The following is a 16,533-nucleotide window of genomic DNA, read 5'->3' as shown; positions in this document are numbered from 1 at the left end:
TTTAATGGCCAGAAAGACCTTTTTTTGCGTGGATGCCCATACTTGCGGGAATCCCGTTAGGGTGGTTGCCGGGGGAGGCCCAAATTTATTGGGCAAAAACATGAGCGATAAGCGCCAGCATTTCCTAAAGGAGTTCGATTGGATTCGGAAAGGTTTAATGTTTGAGCCTCGTGGTCATGATATGATGAGTGGAAGTATTTTTTACCCACCCTCCGACCCTGAAAACGATTTTGGTATTTTATTTATAGAAACCAGTGGTTGCCTTCCCATGTGCGGACATGGCACGATCGGAGCTATAACCATTGGGATAGAGGAAGGTCTAATCTCTCCAAAGCAGCCCGGAAGGATTCGTATGGAAACCCCCGCTGGCTTGGTGAACATCCAATACCAGCAGACTGGCAAAAAAGTGGATTGGGTAAAATTGATCAATGTCAAATCTTATTTGGCCGCCTTGGAGCTCACCATAAACTGTTCGGATCTAGGAGAACTGATTTTCGACGTTGCCTATGGGGGAAACTACTATGCTATATTCGATCCACAAAAAAATTTCGAGGGAATTCAGGAATATTCCGCCAGTAAATTGATTCAGTACAGTCAAGAAATAAGGGAGAAAATCAATCTAAAATATCCTGACCACTTTATCCATCCAGAGAACACTACCATAAACGGTGTTAGCCATATCCTTTGGACAGGCAACACCATATCGCCAGAGGCCACAGCAAGGAATGCTGTTTTTTATGGGGACAAGGCTATAGACAGATCGCCCTGTGGTACTGGTACCTCTGCGCGCATGGCACAATGGCACGCCAAGGGTAAATTAAAGGTGGGGGAAGATTTTATTCACGAAAGTTTTATTGGGTCCCAATTTACTGGCAGAGTGGAGGAGGAGACTACGCTATCCGGATTAAAGGCCATTGTCCCAAGTATTAGGGGGTGGGCCCAAGTTTACGGATACAATAACATTATTATTGACGATGATGATCCTTATGCACACGGATTTCAAGTAATATAGAATGGAGAAAAACGTATTGATCATAGGTGGTGGAATCGTAGGACTCTGTTCGGCCTACTTTTTACATAAAGAAGGCCATCAGGTTACCATAGTGGACAAATCGAATATTACATCCGGAGCCTCCTTTGTCAACGCCGGATATATTACCCCCAGTCATATTATTCCCCTTGCTTCCCCGGGAATGATTTTAAAAGGGCTTAAATGGATGTTCAATCCAACCAGTCCGTTTTATATGAAACCCAGATGGGATATGGACTTTTTTAAGTGGTCATGGTATTTTCACAAATCATCCACCAAGGAAAAAGTTGCCCTTGCCATTCCGTTGATCAAGGAAATTAATCTAATGAGTAGGGAACTTTTCGCAGCTATTAAAAATAGTGGAGATTTAGGGGATTTTCAGTTAGAAAGAAAGGGCTTGTTAATGTTATATAAAACGGACGCAGAAGGAGATCATGAATTGGAGGTGGCTAAAAAGGCTTCCTTTTTAGGGCTGGAAGTTAGCTCCTTGGACAAAAAAGCATTGGACAAATTACAACCCAACCTTAACATGGATGTTAAAGGTGCTGTTCATTATGAGTGCGATGGACATACCACACCGACGGAGTTCATGGAAAAAATGCTGGATTATTTAAAGAGAAACGGCGTGATCATTAAAACCAATGAGGAGGTCACGGATATAGTGGCAGTTAATGGCCAAATAACCAAAGTTATTACTGATAAGGCCGAATATTCTGCTGATGAAATTGTTTTGGCGGCCGGCTCTTGGAGCGATAAATTATCCAAGAAAATGAAGATAAAACTTCCGATACAGGCAGGTAAAGGCTATAGTATAAACGTGCAACGTCCAACAGGAATTACCATTCCTGCCATTTTAATGGAAGCCAAGGTGGCTGTTACCCCTATGAATGAGTATACCCGCTTTGCAGGAACCATGGAATTCTCCGGAATCAATGATATTATTAAAAAACAACGCGTTCAAGCTATTGCGAAAGCTGTAACCCGGTTTTATCCAGAAATCGAAATTAATGAAGACGAGATTGGGCGTGCCAAAAGTGGTCTACGCCCAGTTTCTCCGGATGGCTTGCCATATATTGGAAAAAATAGTTCCCTTAAAAATTTGACCATTGCCACAGGACATGCCATGATGGGCTGGAGTCTTGGACCAGTTACCGGACAATTGGTCTCGGAAATAATTTCTGACAAGAAAACATCTATGAATATAAATGCCTTTTCCCCAAATAGACAATTCTAGCATTTAACTCCAATGCTTTAGTCCTCATCATATTAAATTCACCACTCTTTTCTTCACCCCATTACTTTTCTAGAAAATAAACATAATGGTGCCATTGGCATTTCCCTCGTTAATGGTGAATTGATTCTTCCCACAAGCCAATAGGCATCTTTATTTATGTTTCATATTCCATGAAGTATGAAAGCAATTGTAGCCAACCTTTTAAAAGATGGTGCTTTGATCAGTGGTCATGGCCACCGGACTCACCCATCAAATTAAATCCTCCCTTAACAATTAACTGGTCGGTATCTTTTAATTCCCCCACATCGGTAATGGCAATAAATCCGTTATAGCTATCTCCTGTCTTCACCGCTCTAGTTTCAAAAATTCGTCCCTCAATACCTTCAGAAACCAAGGATAAAACATACTGCCTGTTATCTTGGGCAATAACCCCATCGATAGGCAAAGCCTTGATATTCTTATTCTCCGTAATTATATCGGCCTCTACAAACATGCCAACAGCAAAATTATGGTTTTCATCATCATGCAAATGGCCATGAACCTTGACAGTCCGGCTGTCTCCATCAATAGAGGTACCTACCAAATACACCTCCGCTTCAAAATATTCCTGTGAGGTTTCGGAAATCTTAAAGCGTATTTTTTGATTTTTTTTGATTTTCATTATATCCTTTTCAAACACCGATAATTCCAAATGAATATGCTCCGTATTCATTATTTCCATAATTTCATCCGAAGGTGAAACATACATTCCTTTACTAACATTTACTTTGGTAATACTGCCATCTATGGGTGCAAAAATGGTTGTCTCGGAAACAATTATTCCCTTTTCAACATTTTCTGGGGAGATATTTAGCATTTTTAGTTTTTGTTGCAAACCATTATACCTGGCAAGATTACGTTTGTATTCGCTCTCTGCTTTTAAAAAATTCTTTTGAGAGGTTATCTTTTCTGCGAACAAGCTTTTTTGTCTTTCAAATTCGGATTTAAGAAAATTAAGCTGTTCAAAACTTTCCAGATATTCTTGTTGCATCTGAACAAATTCGGGATTTTCCAAACTAAGCAAGGGTTGCCCTTTTTTTACTTTATTCCCTATCAAAAGGGGAGTCCTTTTTATATAGCCTCCAGAAAAGGCGCTAACTATTGCCTTGTTTTGAGGCGGAACATCTATGGTTCCAGCAACCTCTACCACAACAGGGAAATTTTGTTCACTAAGGCTCCCCAATTCCATGTTCTCGCCTTCAAATTGGGCTTTTGTAACGGCTATAGTGTTTGCCTTATCTGTACTCTCGGCAGCACTATCAACGGTATTATTTTTATTGCTTGAATCCCCACAGCCCAAAACATTGAACAAAAGGATTGATATAAGGGGGATATATAGTATACGTGACATAGTTTTTATTTTATAGGTTTATGAAATTTATTGCAATGACCGTTTGATTATAGGCATTTAGATTCTCCAAATAGGTTAGGGTAATATTATAGCCGTTTTCCATACTTTGGATATATTGGAAAAAGTCTATTTCCCCACTCTGATAACTTAGTGTCGCCGTTTTTATAATTTCGTCGGCTAGACTCTGACCTTCGGTTTCATAATAAGCCAACACCTCTTGATACTTTTTCAGCAGGCCCATAAGCGATTCGTATTTGGCCCTAAGTTGTATCCGATAATCCTGTGCTTCGGCCTGGGAAATATCCTTGGCTATTTTGGCCGCCTTTATTTTAGAAGCATTTCCACTAAAAAATAAAGGAATTTTAATCCCCAATTGAAAACCTTGAAGGTTTTCACCCAAAGTGGAATTGGTGCCCTGGAAATAATTGAAGTTCAAATCTGGCAATAAATGCTGTTGCTCAAGATTACTTTTGGCATCGAACATTTTTCTTCTGTTTTCGAAAAATGAAATACCAACATTTTCCTCAATATTGACATCGATTAATCGCAGTTTTTCCATAGGCACGGTTTTAACCGATATTGTAGAATCTGGCTGCACTGTCTTAATTAGTTGATGATAGGCCAGGTTGACATCTTCAAGGGCTTTCTTATAAAGTGTCTGAAGCTCTCTTTGTTTGGCCTGGGCCGTTATTTTTTCCAAATAATTACTTTCGCCCAGCTCAAACCTCCGTTGTGCCGAGTAGGAAAACCGCTCATACAACACATTCAATTCACTATAGGTTTTTTCTTTTTGCCTTGCATATTGCAGCTCATGGTAATTGGATGCCAATTCCTGTTCCAGAATTTGCTTCTTTAGCTCATAGTTGCTGTTTTCTATACGGTAATTGGCCTTATTAACACCCTTACCAGCAAAATATACAGTGGGAAAAAGAAAATTCTGCTGTACTCCGAATACCTCCAAAGGCTTATCGTTAAAAGCTATATTATTTTGATCGTAATGATAATAGATCTCTGTCTTATCAAAATTAAATGCACTCCCGATCAACACCTTGGATTCATCCACTTTTAATTTTGACGCTTTTAGTCCTGAATTACCCTTTAGGGCCATAATGCGTAATTCGTCAAAACTAAGTCCTTCTTCCTGTGCCTGAACCGAAGTGGCACACATAGTAAACAGGATAACCAAACCCAGTATCTTTGAACTGCTTTTGGATTTTACCTCCTCTGGCTTATTTTTTGAATGAAATATAGAGTAGAGGATGGGCAGTACTACCAATGTTAATATGGTAGCGGTAATAAGGCCTCCGATAACCACGGTAGCAAGGGGTCTTTGTACCTCTGCACCAACATTGGTGGAAATAGCCATTGGCAGGAATCCAAGTGCTGCAGCGGATGCCGTAAGCAATACCGCTCTCAACCTATCCTTGGAGCCTTGTATAATTAATTCATCTGAATCTTCCATTCCCTGATGTTTTAGTTCTTTAAAATGTTCTATCAAAACAATCCCGTTTAGGACGGCAATACCAAAAAGGGCTATAAAGCCAACTCCTGCAGAGATACTAAATGGCATGTCCCGAACAAACAGAAGAAGTATCCCGCCTACGGCTGCTAGCGGGATTGCTGAGTATATAATTAGCGCCTCCCTTATCGAATTAAATGCAAAATAGAGCATAATTAAAATAAGGATCAACGCCACTGGAACTGCAATTTTTAATCGATCCTTGGCACTTTGTAGATTTTCAAACTGCCCCCCATAGGTAATGGTATACCCGGTAGGTAACTTTATATTTTTTTCTATGAGCTTTTGAACATCATCCACAACCGATTGAAGATCTCTATTCCTCACATTAATCCCCACTACAATCCTGCGTTTGGTATCATCCCTAGATATTTTTGCTGCCCCAGTGGTATAGGAAATTTGGGCCAACTCCCCCAAGGGAATTTTCCCGGCCGAAGGAGTATCCACGTACAAGTTCTTTAAATTTGAAATGTCCTGTCTGCTATTTTGGTCCAACCTTAGGGTTAGGTCAAATCGCTTTTCCCCTTCAAATACACTCCCCAAGTTGGTCCCTGCAAACCCCATGGAAATAAGACCGTTCAAGTCGGAAATGTTTAGACCATACCTTGCTATCTTTGCCCTATCAAATTTTACGTTCATTTGTGGAAGGCCTGCAATTTTCTCAACCGTTATATCGGCGGCACCATCTACATTCTTGACCAAGTTTCTTATTTCATTTCCTTTTGTATTAAGGATTGCCAGGTCGTCACCGAAAACTTTAATTGCGATATCCGCACGGACCCCAGTAATAAGTTCATTAAAGCGCATTTCTATAGGCTGGGTAAATTCCACCTCCATTCCAGGGATTATGGACAAGGCTTCCTTAAATTTATCTGCAAGTTCATCCTTGCTTTCTGCCGAAACCCATTCTTTTTTGGATTTTAAGATGATGATAACATCACTCTCCTCCATAGACATGGGATCCGTGGGCACTTCAGCAGCACCTATCCTAGTAACCACCTGTTTAACTTCTGGAAAATTATCCAAAAGAATCTTTTCTATCCTAGTTGTAATTTCCACAGTCTGGCTCAAAGATGTACCCGTTTTCAAAACAGGTTGTATCACAAAATCCCCCTCATCCAAGGTAGGCACAAATTCACCTCCCATAGTGGTGAATAAATAAATTGAGCTACCCAATAGCATGACGGCAATAGCCAAAGTCAATTTTTTCTTTTTTAACGCCCATCGAATAATAGGATCATAGGATCTACTAAGAAAATCCATTAGACGTACCGAAATATTCTTTGGGGATAAGGTAGATGGTTTTATAAAAAGGGACGCTGCCACCGGAACATAGGTGAAACACAAAATCATGGCCCCGACCAACGCAAAACTAAAAGTAAGTGCCATAGGCTTAAACATTTTACCCTCTACACCACTTAATGATAAAATTGGAATAAAAACTATTAGGATAATCAACTGACCAAAGATGGCCGAGTTCATCATTTTGGAAGCTCCATTGAAAGTAATTTCATCTTTCAGAACTTGTTGTTCTTTCGGCCCCAGCAGTTGCAAAGGGGCACTTTTAGCAGTTATCTGAAAAGCAATATACTCCACTATTATAACGGCTCCATCGATAATAATACCAAAGTCGATTGCCCCTAGACTCATGAGGTTGGCATCTACTCCGAAAATATACATTAATGATAGGGCAAATAATAAACAAAGTGGAATAACAGAAGCCACTACCAGACCCGAACGAAGATTTCCAAGCAGTAAAACCACCACAAAAATGACGATTAAACAGCCTAAAATTAAGTTCTCCGCAACGGTAAAGGTTGTTTTGGCTATGAGTTCGCTGCGTTCCAGGAATCCATTGATAAAAACACCTTCGGGCAAGGTCTTGGAAATGGCATCTATGCGTTCATGAACGGCCTCTATAACTTTTTTGGAATTGGCATCCTTGAGCATCATTACTTGCCCAAGAACTTTTTCTCCTTCGCCATTCCCCGTTATGGCCCCAAAACGGGTTGCACTGCCAAAGCCTACCTTGGCCACGTCCTTAATATATATGGGAAGGTTGTTTGTTGTTTTAACCACGATGTTTTCAATATCCTGAAGTGAAGTAACCAGTCCTTCGCCCCGAATAAAGTATGCCTGATTTACTTTTTCGATATAACCTCCGCCAGAAACGCTGTTGTTCTTTTCCAAAGCAGTAAAAATATCGGCTGTGGAAATATTCATGGCATGCAACTTTTGAGTATTTATGGCCACCTCATATTGCTTTAAATAGCCTCCCCAAGTATTCACCTCCACCACACCCGGGATTCCTGAAAGTTGTCTCTTAACCACCCAATCCTGAATGGTACGCAGGTCCATAGCAGAGTATTTATCCTTATATCCCGGTTTTGTATCTAGAATATATTGATAAATTTCACCTAGACCCGTTGTAATTGGTCCCATTTTAGGAGTGCCGAATCCTTCCGGGATTTTTTCGGAAGCGGATATTAATTTTTCGGCAATTAACTGTCTTGGTAAATAAGTCCCCATTTTATCCTCAAAGACTATGGTAACTACGGACAGACCAAATTTTGATACCGAACGAATTTCCACTACACCTGGCAAATTAGCCATTTCAAGTTCTACGGGATAGGTTATAAATTGCTCCATATCCTGAGTAGACAAATTTTGCGAAGTGGTAATTACCTGAACCTGATTATTGGTAACGTCCGGTACCGCCCCAATAGGTATTTGGGTTAAGGAAAATAGTCCAAAACCTATAATGGCTATTGTAAATAAAAGAACAACTAATTTATTCTTTATACTGAATTGTATAATATTGGATAACATAATTCATAGATAAAAAGATTGCAAGCTATGGCAAAACAGCTTGTTAAATAATGATTTGTATCAGTAATGAATTATGCGGCCTTGGGAGGCTGGAAGATGTCTGAATTCTGTATTGGGTAGTATGACTCTTGATAAAAGAAGTTGGAAGCGGTATCGGCCACCTGTGGAGATTTAGGTACCCCAAAATCCACAACGTTAAGCACGAAGGCAGAGGTAAAATGAGTACAGGTTTGATGATCGAAAGGTAAATTTTCGTGATCCTGGTGTTCTTCCCTATGCTCTAAATCGTGTTGTTTTTTAAGTTCTCCATAATGTTTGGAAATAAAAACCAATAAATTATCCCCGTATTTCTGTTTATGAAATTGGGCGTGGGTCAAAAAATCGTCCAACTGGGCAACGTCAACCATATCCAAGTTAAGACTTTGGATTAAAAGTAAAAGCGAAAGTGTTATGGAAAATAATTTGCTCATCTCTCTTGTAAAGATAAAAAGAATTTTTCTTTTTATCATGTTTTACATCCCTGAGCTTTGCCAAAGGGTCTGGAGGAAAAATATATAAAACAGTTATAATCCATGTGCTTGCTTACCTTAAACACAGTACACCCAAAAAATAGAATTCTTGATACTATCTTTAATATTCAGCCGTAATAGGCCTACGCCTTATAATTGTTATTCTATTACCACCAAGGCTTCGATCAATGCTTCCTTTTTATGCCTACTTAAAGGAATAACCTGTCCATTTATTTCCACAGTGGAACCATTGAAATTTTCAATTTTTTCGAGATTTACGGTGTATGATTTATGAATCCTAAGAAATTTATCCTTGGGCAACTGTTTGGCAAATGCCTTCATGGTAGAGAGAATCAATGTTTTTTTCTCATTGGTGATAATTTTCACATAATCACCATAAGCCTCGATCCATAATATCTCATTCAAAAATAATTTAGTCTTCTTAAGATTACTATTGACATAAATATACTCCAGCTCGATCTCCTCGGCATTTTGAAGGTCAAATTTATTGATTGCTTTTTTAATTGAAAGATCAAACCGGTTCTTGTCCACAGGTTTCTGCAGATAGTCTGTTACATCGTAGTCGAAAGCCTTCATAGCATAATTGGGGTTTCCGGAAATAAGGATTACCTGCGGTTTGTGCTCAAGAGATTCCAGCAAATCGAAACCGTTCAACCCGGGCATTTCAATATCTAGAAAAATTAAATCTAAGGTATTGCTGCCAATGTCATTTTTGGCATCCAAACCATTGTCATATTCATTTATAAGTTCAAGTTTGGAATGTTCTTTTATAATTTTGGCAACTGCACGTCTTTGTACCGTGGAGTCGTCTATTAAAATGCATTTTAACTTAGTGTTTTTCATGGTCAGAATTTAAATAAACAACCATATACCATTAAAGTTGACCCGTGTCAAATAACAAGGATCAGCCAATATTCACCTGCTCCTCTATGGAAACAAGACAAACAATAACTTTAATGCCCATGGTTAGTGTTTGGCATTTTATAAGGAACAAATATACAGCATGTTATAATAAAAATAAACCTAAATGATTATAAATTATACATACTTCAAATCTGGATTAAAAATTTAAAACCCATTGTCTTACTAAGTCTTTTTATTAGCTTGAATGCGATATGACACAAGAATTCCAAAGGCATCACCCTACTAACCATGAACCTAAACCCAGTGAGGGAAACGCTTCGCCGGTTTTTGGGACTAATACCGTTTTTTTTTATCCCATTGAATGAAAAAATAAAATGAATTACTTATTCAACCCAAAATAATGAGGTAAGCGGCCTTTTGGTTGTGATGATTTTGGATTATCTTTATAATCGGGCATTAAAAAAATATAGAAAATCTTACCATAATTATTTAAATATCCAGAAATGAAAATAAATCAATTTTGGTTAAATCTTCCCGTAAGGGACTTGGAGAAACCGAAAATATTTTTCAAAAGTATTGAATTTACACCCAATCCAGTTCATTCTGAAGCTACCCATTTAGGAAGTTTTTTAATTGGTGAAAACAAATTTGTAATGATGCTTTTCCCTGAAACTGTGTTTAAGGGCTTTACTGGAAATGATATATCCAGTACCCTAAAAGGCACGGAAGTACTGTTGAACATAGACGCACAGAGTAGGACGGAGGTTGGTAAGATGGCTAGTCTGGTTCGGAAGGCCGGAGGGAAAATTTATGCGGAACCAGGTGAGTCCGAAGCATGGATGTACGCCTGTGGTTTTTGAAGACTTGGATGGCCACAGCTGATGTATGTTGCATATGGATGCTAAGAATACGTCTATGTCAAAACCATAATCCAGTGAACCTTCAATTATGTTGAACAATGAAAAAAGAGAAATTTAGTGTAATTATCCAAGCCCCGTGCCATAAGGTCTGGGAAATATTATGGAGCAACAGGACCTATTCTAAATGGACATCAATTTTTAGTGAAGGTTCACGCGTAGAAACAGATTGGAAGGAGGGAAGTACTGCACTTTTCCTCAATTCCGAAAACAATGGGATGGTTTCCCGCATTGCTGCCAATAAGCCTTATTCCTTCATGTCTATTGAACACTTGGGTTATGTTACCAATGGGGTGGAAGACAAAAGTAAACCTGAATGGCAAGGTGCCCTGGAAAATTACACCCTTACCACAATGGATGGAAAAACAAACTTACTTGTGGAGATGGATATTACCGACGACTATCTAGAATATTTTTCCGAAACTTGGCCTAGGGCATTGGCAAAAGTAAAAGAACTTGCAGAAGGTCCATGACAATAACAAAGCAATTAATAAATTCCAAAATCATGAAAGTACATCCTTATTTGAATTTTGATGGTAAGGCCGAAGAAGCATTTGTATTCTATAAATCCGTTTTCGGGGGCGAATTTTTGGCCAATATGAAAATGTCGGAAGCCCCAGGAGGCAACGATCTCTCCAAGGAAGACAAAAAACGTACCATGCACATTGCGCTTCCAATTGGTAAAGACACACTTTTAATGGCTTCGGATATAATGCCTTCCGCCGGGCACGTATTACAACCGGGTAGCCAAACCTATATTATGTTAACTACGGAAAGTAGAAAGGAAGCAGATCGTCTTTTCAATGGTCTTTCCAAGGAAGGTAATATTGAGATGGAAATGGCCGACATGTTTTGGGGCGATTATTTTGGCAGTTTCATTGATAAGTTTGGGATTCGCTGGATGATCAGTTTCAATGAAAAGCATCCGAATTGAACCCGATTAAAAGCAATATACCAATATTAAAGTTTTTAATTAACTCAATATCATTAACAAATTAATAACTAGATTAATACTACAATTTTAATTTTACATGTTTTTTAAAAAAAAGTTTTATGACAGACATAAAATCCAATAGCACAACGTATGATGTAACAACATATATCGCCAATTGCCCGCCAGAGGTTAGAGTGGTTTTGGAAGAACTTAGGAACACTATCAAAATAGCTGCTCCCGAGGCAGAAGAATTAATCAGCTACAAGATGCCCGCTTACAAATACCATGGAATTTTAGTGTATTTTGCAGCGTATAAAAATCATATCGGGTTCTATGCCACACCTACAGGCCACAAAGAATTTGAAAAAGATTTGGCGTCGTTTAAACAAGGAAAGGGCTCGGTTCAATTCCCTTTAGACAAACCCTTACCGCTACCCTTAATTGCTAAAATTGTAAAATTTAGGATGAAGGAAAACCAGACAAAAGCACAAAATAAATAAGAACGCAACAGACTGCCCGCCAAATACTGATCAAAGAAACAAAACAGTCTTCCAACAAACTCAAGTAGTCACCATAGACCCATACAGTGGATTCAAAAAATCGCACCTTAGGAGTTTATTGATACCTTTTTATTGAATTTATAAATTATCAGGTTGAACCTTGTTCCATAAGCTGCCAATAATTGTTTTACCGACTTTCTCCGCAGTTGTAGCCGCGCAACACCTGAAAGAGGAGGAACGGGCTCGTAACCTCGGAAGGCCTTGCCTACAGCTATAAAAAGCCTATGTTTTTTTTTAATATGACAAGGTTTGACCCAAAAGATATTGTCCAATTTGGCCAGTCTGCCATACAAAGGGAATACATACTAAGGAAGGTCTCGCCATTGCATCAACTGCAACCATGCTAATCCTGGACCAGGAAATAGCAGATTTCAGATAGTATGCTTCTATCGGAATTACATTTAATTTTTGAAAGAATAACCCCGATAACAATTCTATACTTGCGCAATGTTTGGTTTTTGTTTTTATTATGCCCGTTTAAAGACTAATTTTGACATATGAAGAAAAACTACCTACCCATTATTCTTTTTTACTTTTATATTGTTCTGGCATTTATTTCTCCAGCAAGTTTGCACGCCCAAGAAATAAAGATTTTTACAGTTCAAGATTTTGATCTGAACGGTCCGGTAAAATCTTGTTTGGTAGCTACCGATTACGGAAAGGAAGAGTACGACTTCAACGAAGCAGGATTCTTGACAAAGGCGGTTACCCGTTATAGCGATACAGATTATGACATAACACTTTACAAACTGGATGGGGGCGAGTTATTGGAAAAACGAGTGGAGAACTATAGGGATGGAGTTTTCGTAAAGAACACTTCCATTGCCAATATCTATGAACTGGACACTACCGAAGGCAAAAAGATAACCGAAAAAATAATATCATATAATAAAGAATTTTTAGATCAATATGAGTACGTCTATGGTGAGGATGGAAAACTATCTACCATAAAACGTACCAATGATAGCGGCATTGATGAAACCGCTGTAAAATACGAATTTTACAAGGGAGAATTTACCGAGACTTATTACTTGAACGATATTATTTTCAAATCAATTCGAACTTCAAAAGTAAAGGGGAAAGACAACCTGGTTCAAAAATTAATCTTAACCAAGGAATTTTTGGACGGACAACCTCAGAGAGCATTGGAACAAACTTATAATAGCAACAATAAATTGGTGTCCGAAAAAAAGTTTAACTACAACTTGGATCAAAAAACCTTTATCCCTACGGAGAGTGCAAATTACGGCTATAACCCTCAGGGAATGCTAACCTCCTTGAAAACCATAAATGGTAAATCTGTAAATACCCAAGAGTATATCTATCAATATGATAGCCATGAATCAGGTAATTGGATCAAACAGATCATTACCCCGGACAACACCTATAAAACTAGAAAAATAAAATACTACCCAAAAGAAACTTCAAAAGAAGATAAGTCTTAACCTTCCTATACTAGACCTTAAATGCTCTGCTCAGGACAATAAAGAATTAAGCTAATATTTTAAACTATAGCTTTAATAAGAATACATTAAAACAATGTTTTTAAGGTAGTTATATTTAAGTTGTGCCATGCCTGTTGTACTTTATAAATTTATTTGCCTATTAATCTTATGACCTTCTATTCCTTTGGGACCAAAGGTTTATTCCTGTTCATCCTTATGTTCAAAAATTCCACGAACAGTGAAAATGCAATGGCAAAATAAAGATACCCTTTGGGAATAGCACCAACTTCATTACCAAAGAATTTTGCATGACTTAGATGCGCAGCTTCCATAATAAGCATAAACCCGATAAGAATCAAAAAAGAAAGCGCCAATACCTGCATAGATGGGTGTTTACTAATAAACAACCGTATTGGATTAGCAAATACCATCATGATTACTATAGAAATAACTACAGCAATGATCATAAGCAACAACGCATCTCCAGGCTTATTGCCTATGCCGTTGGTCATACCAACGGCAGTAAGTATGGAATCTATGGAAAAGATAAAGTCGATTAGAATAATCTGAACAATTGCGTTTGAAAAGCTTGTTATCCCCTTGGCTTTGACCTGACTTTCATCGTGGTCTGGCATTTCAATTTTTTCATGAATTTCCGAGGTGCTCTTATACAGCAGAAAAAGTCCTCCAAAAAACAATATCAAAGCTTGTCCACTTACACCCAAATATACCCAAGAGGCTTCAACATAGAAAAATGGATTTTTAAGGCCAATTAGGAAAGAAACAGCGAACAGCAATAATATCCTTTGCACCATCGCCAAAAGCAGGCCTAAATTAGTTGCTTTGGCTTGTAATTTTTTGGGGAGTTTATTAGCGATAATGGAGATGAAAATAATATTATCTATCCCCAGGACAATCTCTAAAAATGTTAACGTAAGCAATGCCACCCAAGCATCCGGAGTCGATAAGATTTCAAACATAGTTACTCTATTTTAATTGCGGTTCCTGTGGATTTTTTATTACTACCGACCACCTTATATTCAAAAGTATAAGAATTATCGGTAGTGGACAATATCTTCATATGAATAGATTTTTCCTCGGCCATGCTCTTGGGATGAAGCTTTTTAACTATATACTCGCAATCATTTATCCACCTGACCGAGGCGGTATCTACCTTTCCCTGAAAATAGTCCAATTCAATAGAATCGTTCCTAACGAAGGTTGTGGTAAGATTTTCACCGGAGATTTCCGCGGTAAAGGTGAATTTTCCGTTTTTAAAATCAGTGCAATTTCTCTCTGGCCGATAACAGGAACACACTCCAAATAAGAGGATGGCCAAGCCGATGGTCATGTTTTTAATCATGCCGCAAAATAAAGCAATTTGAAGTTGAAATTACCCAAAAAATTAATAATTCAAATTCAGTTCTCAGAATAGGCCTTAAAGCTGCCATCGGAATAAAAAATTACAATTTTATCTATAGTCCTATGCTTGGAATTTGGATCGTCCGAGGACTCCCTCTTGATAACCCTGCCCACTGCGGGATTGGAAGAAGGTGTTGTTTTGGCTTTCTTGGGAAATACGCCTTCACCATATATCAACCAGTACAGATCAACTTCTGGAAAGGAAGAAACAACCTTTAGCACAAATTCCAAACTGGGCTTGTTTCTACCCGCCAAAAGGTGGGAAATACCCGAACGCTGAACACCAATTGTATCCGCAAAAACCGATGCAGACATGTCATGGAATTTTAGAATTTGATCTATCCTCTTTATAAACTCCGAAGTGTTCACAGTTGTAACTATTTATACAACAAAAGTAATCAATCCAAATTAAATTCTCGAATTAATAACATGACCATGCAACAATTATTATTAATTTAAAACTTTAAATAATATTATATATCTATTTGATTCATAAATACTAATATATTAACTATAATAAATCTATATTAAATAACGAGAGGTTCAATTTTAAGGCAATAAACCAAAGCACAATGACAAAATGTTATTTACATATTTAAATAATATAGTTTACATCTGTAAATTATTTTGAACTTACCTTTGCAATGTTAAAACCAAACCAGAGTAATACGCATGCAATTAAATTATGATGAAATAAAAGAGGTATCGGTCACAGGAAGGTACATTACACATAAGCACATTGACCCCTTTATTAACTCAACCACCGAGGATTTTAAGATCCAAATCGAAGGGACATCGGTAGAAGGTCGGGACATTAAAAGCATTACAATTGGTGATGGTGCCCTTAAAATTTTAATGTGGTCCCAAATGCACGGTAACGAATCTACCACCACTAAGGCAGTTGTGGATTTAATGAACTTCCTAAAATTGAATTCAAACCGATCGAAGTCGATTCTTGAGAATTGTACTTTAAAAATTGTACCAATATTGAATCCTGATGGCGCCATGGCCTATACCAGGGTCAACGCCAATGGTGTTGATTTGAACAGGGATGCACAGGAAAGGACCCAGCCGGAGAGCGTTGTATTGAAAAAAATATACGAAGAATTTCAACCTGATTATTGCTTTAATTTACATGATCAACGCACTATTTTCAACGTAGGAACCAATCCCAAACCTGCTACTGTTTCTTTTTTGGCCCCAGCTCATGACCCTGAAAGAAGTATTTCCAAAACCAGGGGAATTAGTATGCAGATAATTGTTGCCATGAACGAGGAATTACAAAAATATATTCCTGGTCAGGTTGGTAGATACGATGATGGATTTAACAGTAATTGTGTCGGAGATACTTTTCAAATGCTGAATATCCCTACCATATTATTTGAATCAGGTCATTTTTCCAATGACTATGAACGGGAACATACAAGGAAATATATTTTCATCGCTATGCTCAAGGCTATCGAAGTAATCTCCAATAGAACAATTGACCAATTCAAATTGGACTCTTACTTTGATATCCCGGACAACAACAAATTATATTATGACATCCTGATTCAAAATGTCCAAATTCTTAATTCCAATTATAATAAAGGTAGTAGCGCTGGTATATTATTTGTGGAAACACTGGTAGGTAATAAAATTGAATTCAAATTGAAATTGGAAAAAATTGGGGATTTACACGACAAATTCGGTCATAAAACATATAATTGCCTGAATTCCGAAGACTTAAATGAATTAAAAAATAATCCCGACTTGGTCAATCTATTGGGTTAAATTGGAATATTTTTTTAAAAAATGCAAAAAAGTTACAGTTTTCATAAAAAAATGATAGATTCATTACATTTAATTCGATATTTTTT

The 16,533-nt window shown here is 37.8% G+C and carries 15 protein-coding genes; 8 read left to right on the top strand and 7 right to left on the bottom strand.

Annotated features, from left to right (window positions below; genetic code table 11):
• The first annotated feature begins 4 nt into the window (after positions 1-4).
• Both CWD91_RS13095 and CWD91_RS13090 read left to right on the top strand, forming a co-directional pair.
• Positions 5-1,012, top strand: a complete 1,008-nt coding sequence (locus tag CWD91_RS13095) for a 4-hydroxyproline epimerase (protein WP_103441385.1) — start codon at positions 5-7, stop codon at positions 1,010-1,012.
• Between the two features lies 1 nt (position 1,013).
• Positions 1,014-2,264 carry an NAD(P)/FAD-dependent oxidoreductase gene (locus tag CWD91_RS13090; protein WP_103441384.1) on the top strand — a complete coding sequence of 417 codons (1,251 nt, stop codon included), beginning with the start codon at positions 1,014-1,016 and terminating at the stop codon, positions 2,262-2,264.
• 220 nt (positions 2,265-2,484) lie between these two features.
• On the opposite strand, the gene CWD91_RS13085 is transcribed toward CWD91_RS13090, so the two are convergent.
• The 4 genes from CWD91_RS13085 to CWD91_RS13070 form a co-directional block, all read right to left on the bottom strand.
• Positions 2,485-3,654 (bottom strand): efflux RND transporter periplasmic adaptor subunit, encoded by a 1,170-nt coding sequence (locus CWD91_RS13085; protein WP_103441383.1) that lies wholly within the window; start codon positions 3,652-3,654, stop codon positions 2,485-2,487.
• 10 nt (positions 3,655-3,664) lie between these two features.
• Positions 3,665-8,002, bottom strand: coding sequence for a CusA/CzcA family heavy metal efflux RND transporter (locus tag CWD91_RS13080; RefSeq protein WP_103441382.1), 4,338 nt, complete (start codon positions 8,000-8,002; stop codon positions 3,665-3,667).
• A gap of 71 nt (positions 8,003-8,073) precedes the next feature.
• Positions 8,074-8,511, bottom strand: a complete 438-nt coding sequence (locus CWD91_RS13075; RefSeq protein ID WP_239985768.1) for a hypothetical protein — start codon at positions 8,509-8,511, stop codon at positions 8,074-8,076.
• Positions 8,512-8,670: 159 nt separating this feature from the next.
• The gene (locus CWD91_RS13070; protein ID WP_103441381.1) at positions 8,671-9,375 is read right to left on the bottom strand and encodes a LytR/AlgR family response regulator transcription factor; all 705 of its coding nucleotides are present in this window, start codon (positions 9,373-9,375) and stop codon (positions 8,671-8,673) included.
• Positions 9,376-9,899: 524 nt separating this feature from the next.
• Here CWD91_RS13070 and CWD91_RS13065 point away from each other — a divergent pair.
• The 5 genes from CWD91_RS13065 to CWD91_RS13040 all read left to right on the top strand — a co-directional run bounded on the left by CWD91_RS13065 (position 9,900) and on the right by CWD91_RS13040 (position 13,252).
• A complete protein-coding gene (locus CWD91_RS13065; RefSeq protein WP_103441380.1) occupies positions 9,900-10,256 on the top strand; it encodes a VOC family protein in 357 nt (118 codons plus the stop codon).
• 98 nt (positions 10,257-10,354) lie between these two features.
• The gene (locus tag CWD91_RS13060; protein ID WP_103441379.1) at positions 10,355-10,786 is read left to right on the top strand and encodes an SRPBCC family protein; all 432 of its coding nucleotides are present in this window, start codon (positions 10,355-10,357) and stop codon (positions 10,784-10,786) included.
• A 32-nt stretch (positions 10,787-10,818) separates the two neighbouring features.
• Positions 10,819-11,247, top strand: coding sequence for a VOC family protein (locus CWD91_RS13055; RefSeq protein WP_103441454.1), 429 nt, complete (start codon positions 10,819-10,821; stop codon positions 11,245-11,247).
• Positions 11,248-11,366: 119 nt separating this feature from the next.
• Complete coding sequence (locus CWD91_RS13050; protein WP_103441378.1) at positions 11,367-11,747, top strand: iron chaperone; 381 nt, start codon at positions 11,367-11,369, stop codon at positions 11,745-11,747.
• Between the two features lie 557 nt (positions 11,748-12,304).
• Positions 12,305-13,252 carry a hypothetical protein gene (locus tag CWD91_RS13040; protein ID WP_103441376.1) on the top strand — a complete coding sequence of 316 codons (948 nt, stop codon included), beginning with the start codon at positions 12,305-12,307 and terminating at the stop codon, positions 13,250-13,252.
• Positions 13,253-13,428: 176 nt separating this feature from the next.
• Here CWD91_RS13040 and CWD91_RS13035 read toward each other — a convergent pair whose 3' ends face one another.
• From CWD91_RS13035 to CWD91_RS13025, 3 genes are read right to left on the bottom strand one after another with little or no spacing between them, the layout of a single operon-like run.
• Positions 13,429-14,232 (bottom strand): TerC family protein, encoded by an 804-nt coding sequence (locus tag CWD91_RS13035; protein ID WP_103441375.1) that lies wholly within the window; start codon positions 14,230-14,232, stop codon positions 13,429-13,431.
• 2 nt (positions 14,233-14,234) lie between these two features.
• Positions 14,235-14,615 (bottom strand): DNA topoisomerase IV, encoded by a 381-nt coding sequence (locus CWD91_RS13030; RefSeq protein ID WP_192877665.1) that lies wholly within the window; start codon positions 14,613-14,615, stop codon positions 14,235-14,237.
• A 56-nt stretch (positions 14,616-14,671) separates the two neighbouring features.
• Positions 14,672-14,989: a helix-turn-helix domain-containing protein gene (locus tag CWD91_RS13025; RefSeq protein WP_103441452.1), complete on the bottom strand. Its 318-nt coding sequence runs from the start codon at positions 14,987-14,989 to the stop codon at positions 14,672-14,674.
• A 357-nt stretch (positions 14,990-15,346) separates the two neighbouring features.
• Between CWD91_RS13025 and CWD91_RS13020 the strand changes: the two genes are divergently transcribed.
• Positions 15,347-16,447, top strand: coding sequence for a M14 family metallopeptidase (locus CWD91_RS13020; RefSeq protein ID WP_103441374.1), 1,101 nt, complete (start codon positions 15,347-15,349; stop codon positions 16,445-16,447).
• The last annotated feature ends 86 nt before the right edge of the window (positions 16,448-16,533 follow it).

The sequence above is a fragment of the Arenibacter hampyeongensis genome, from assembly GCF_002909255.1.
Lineage (GTDB): Bacteria > Bacteroidota > Bacteroidia > Flavobacteriales > Flavobacteriaceae > Arenibacter > Arenibacter hampyeongensis.
Note: the sequence above shows the minus strand (reverse complement) of the source record. Positions and strands in the feature narration are given on the sequence as shown.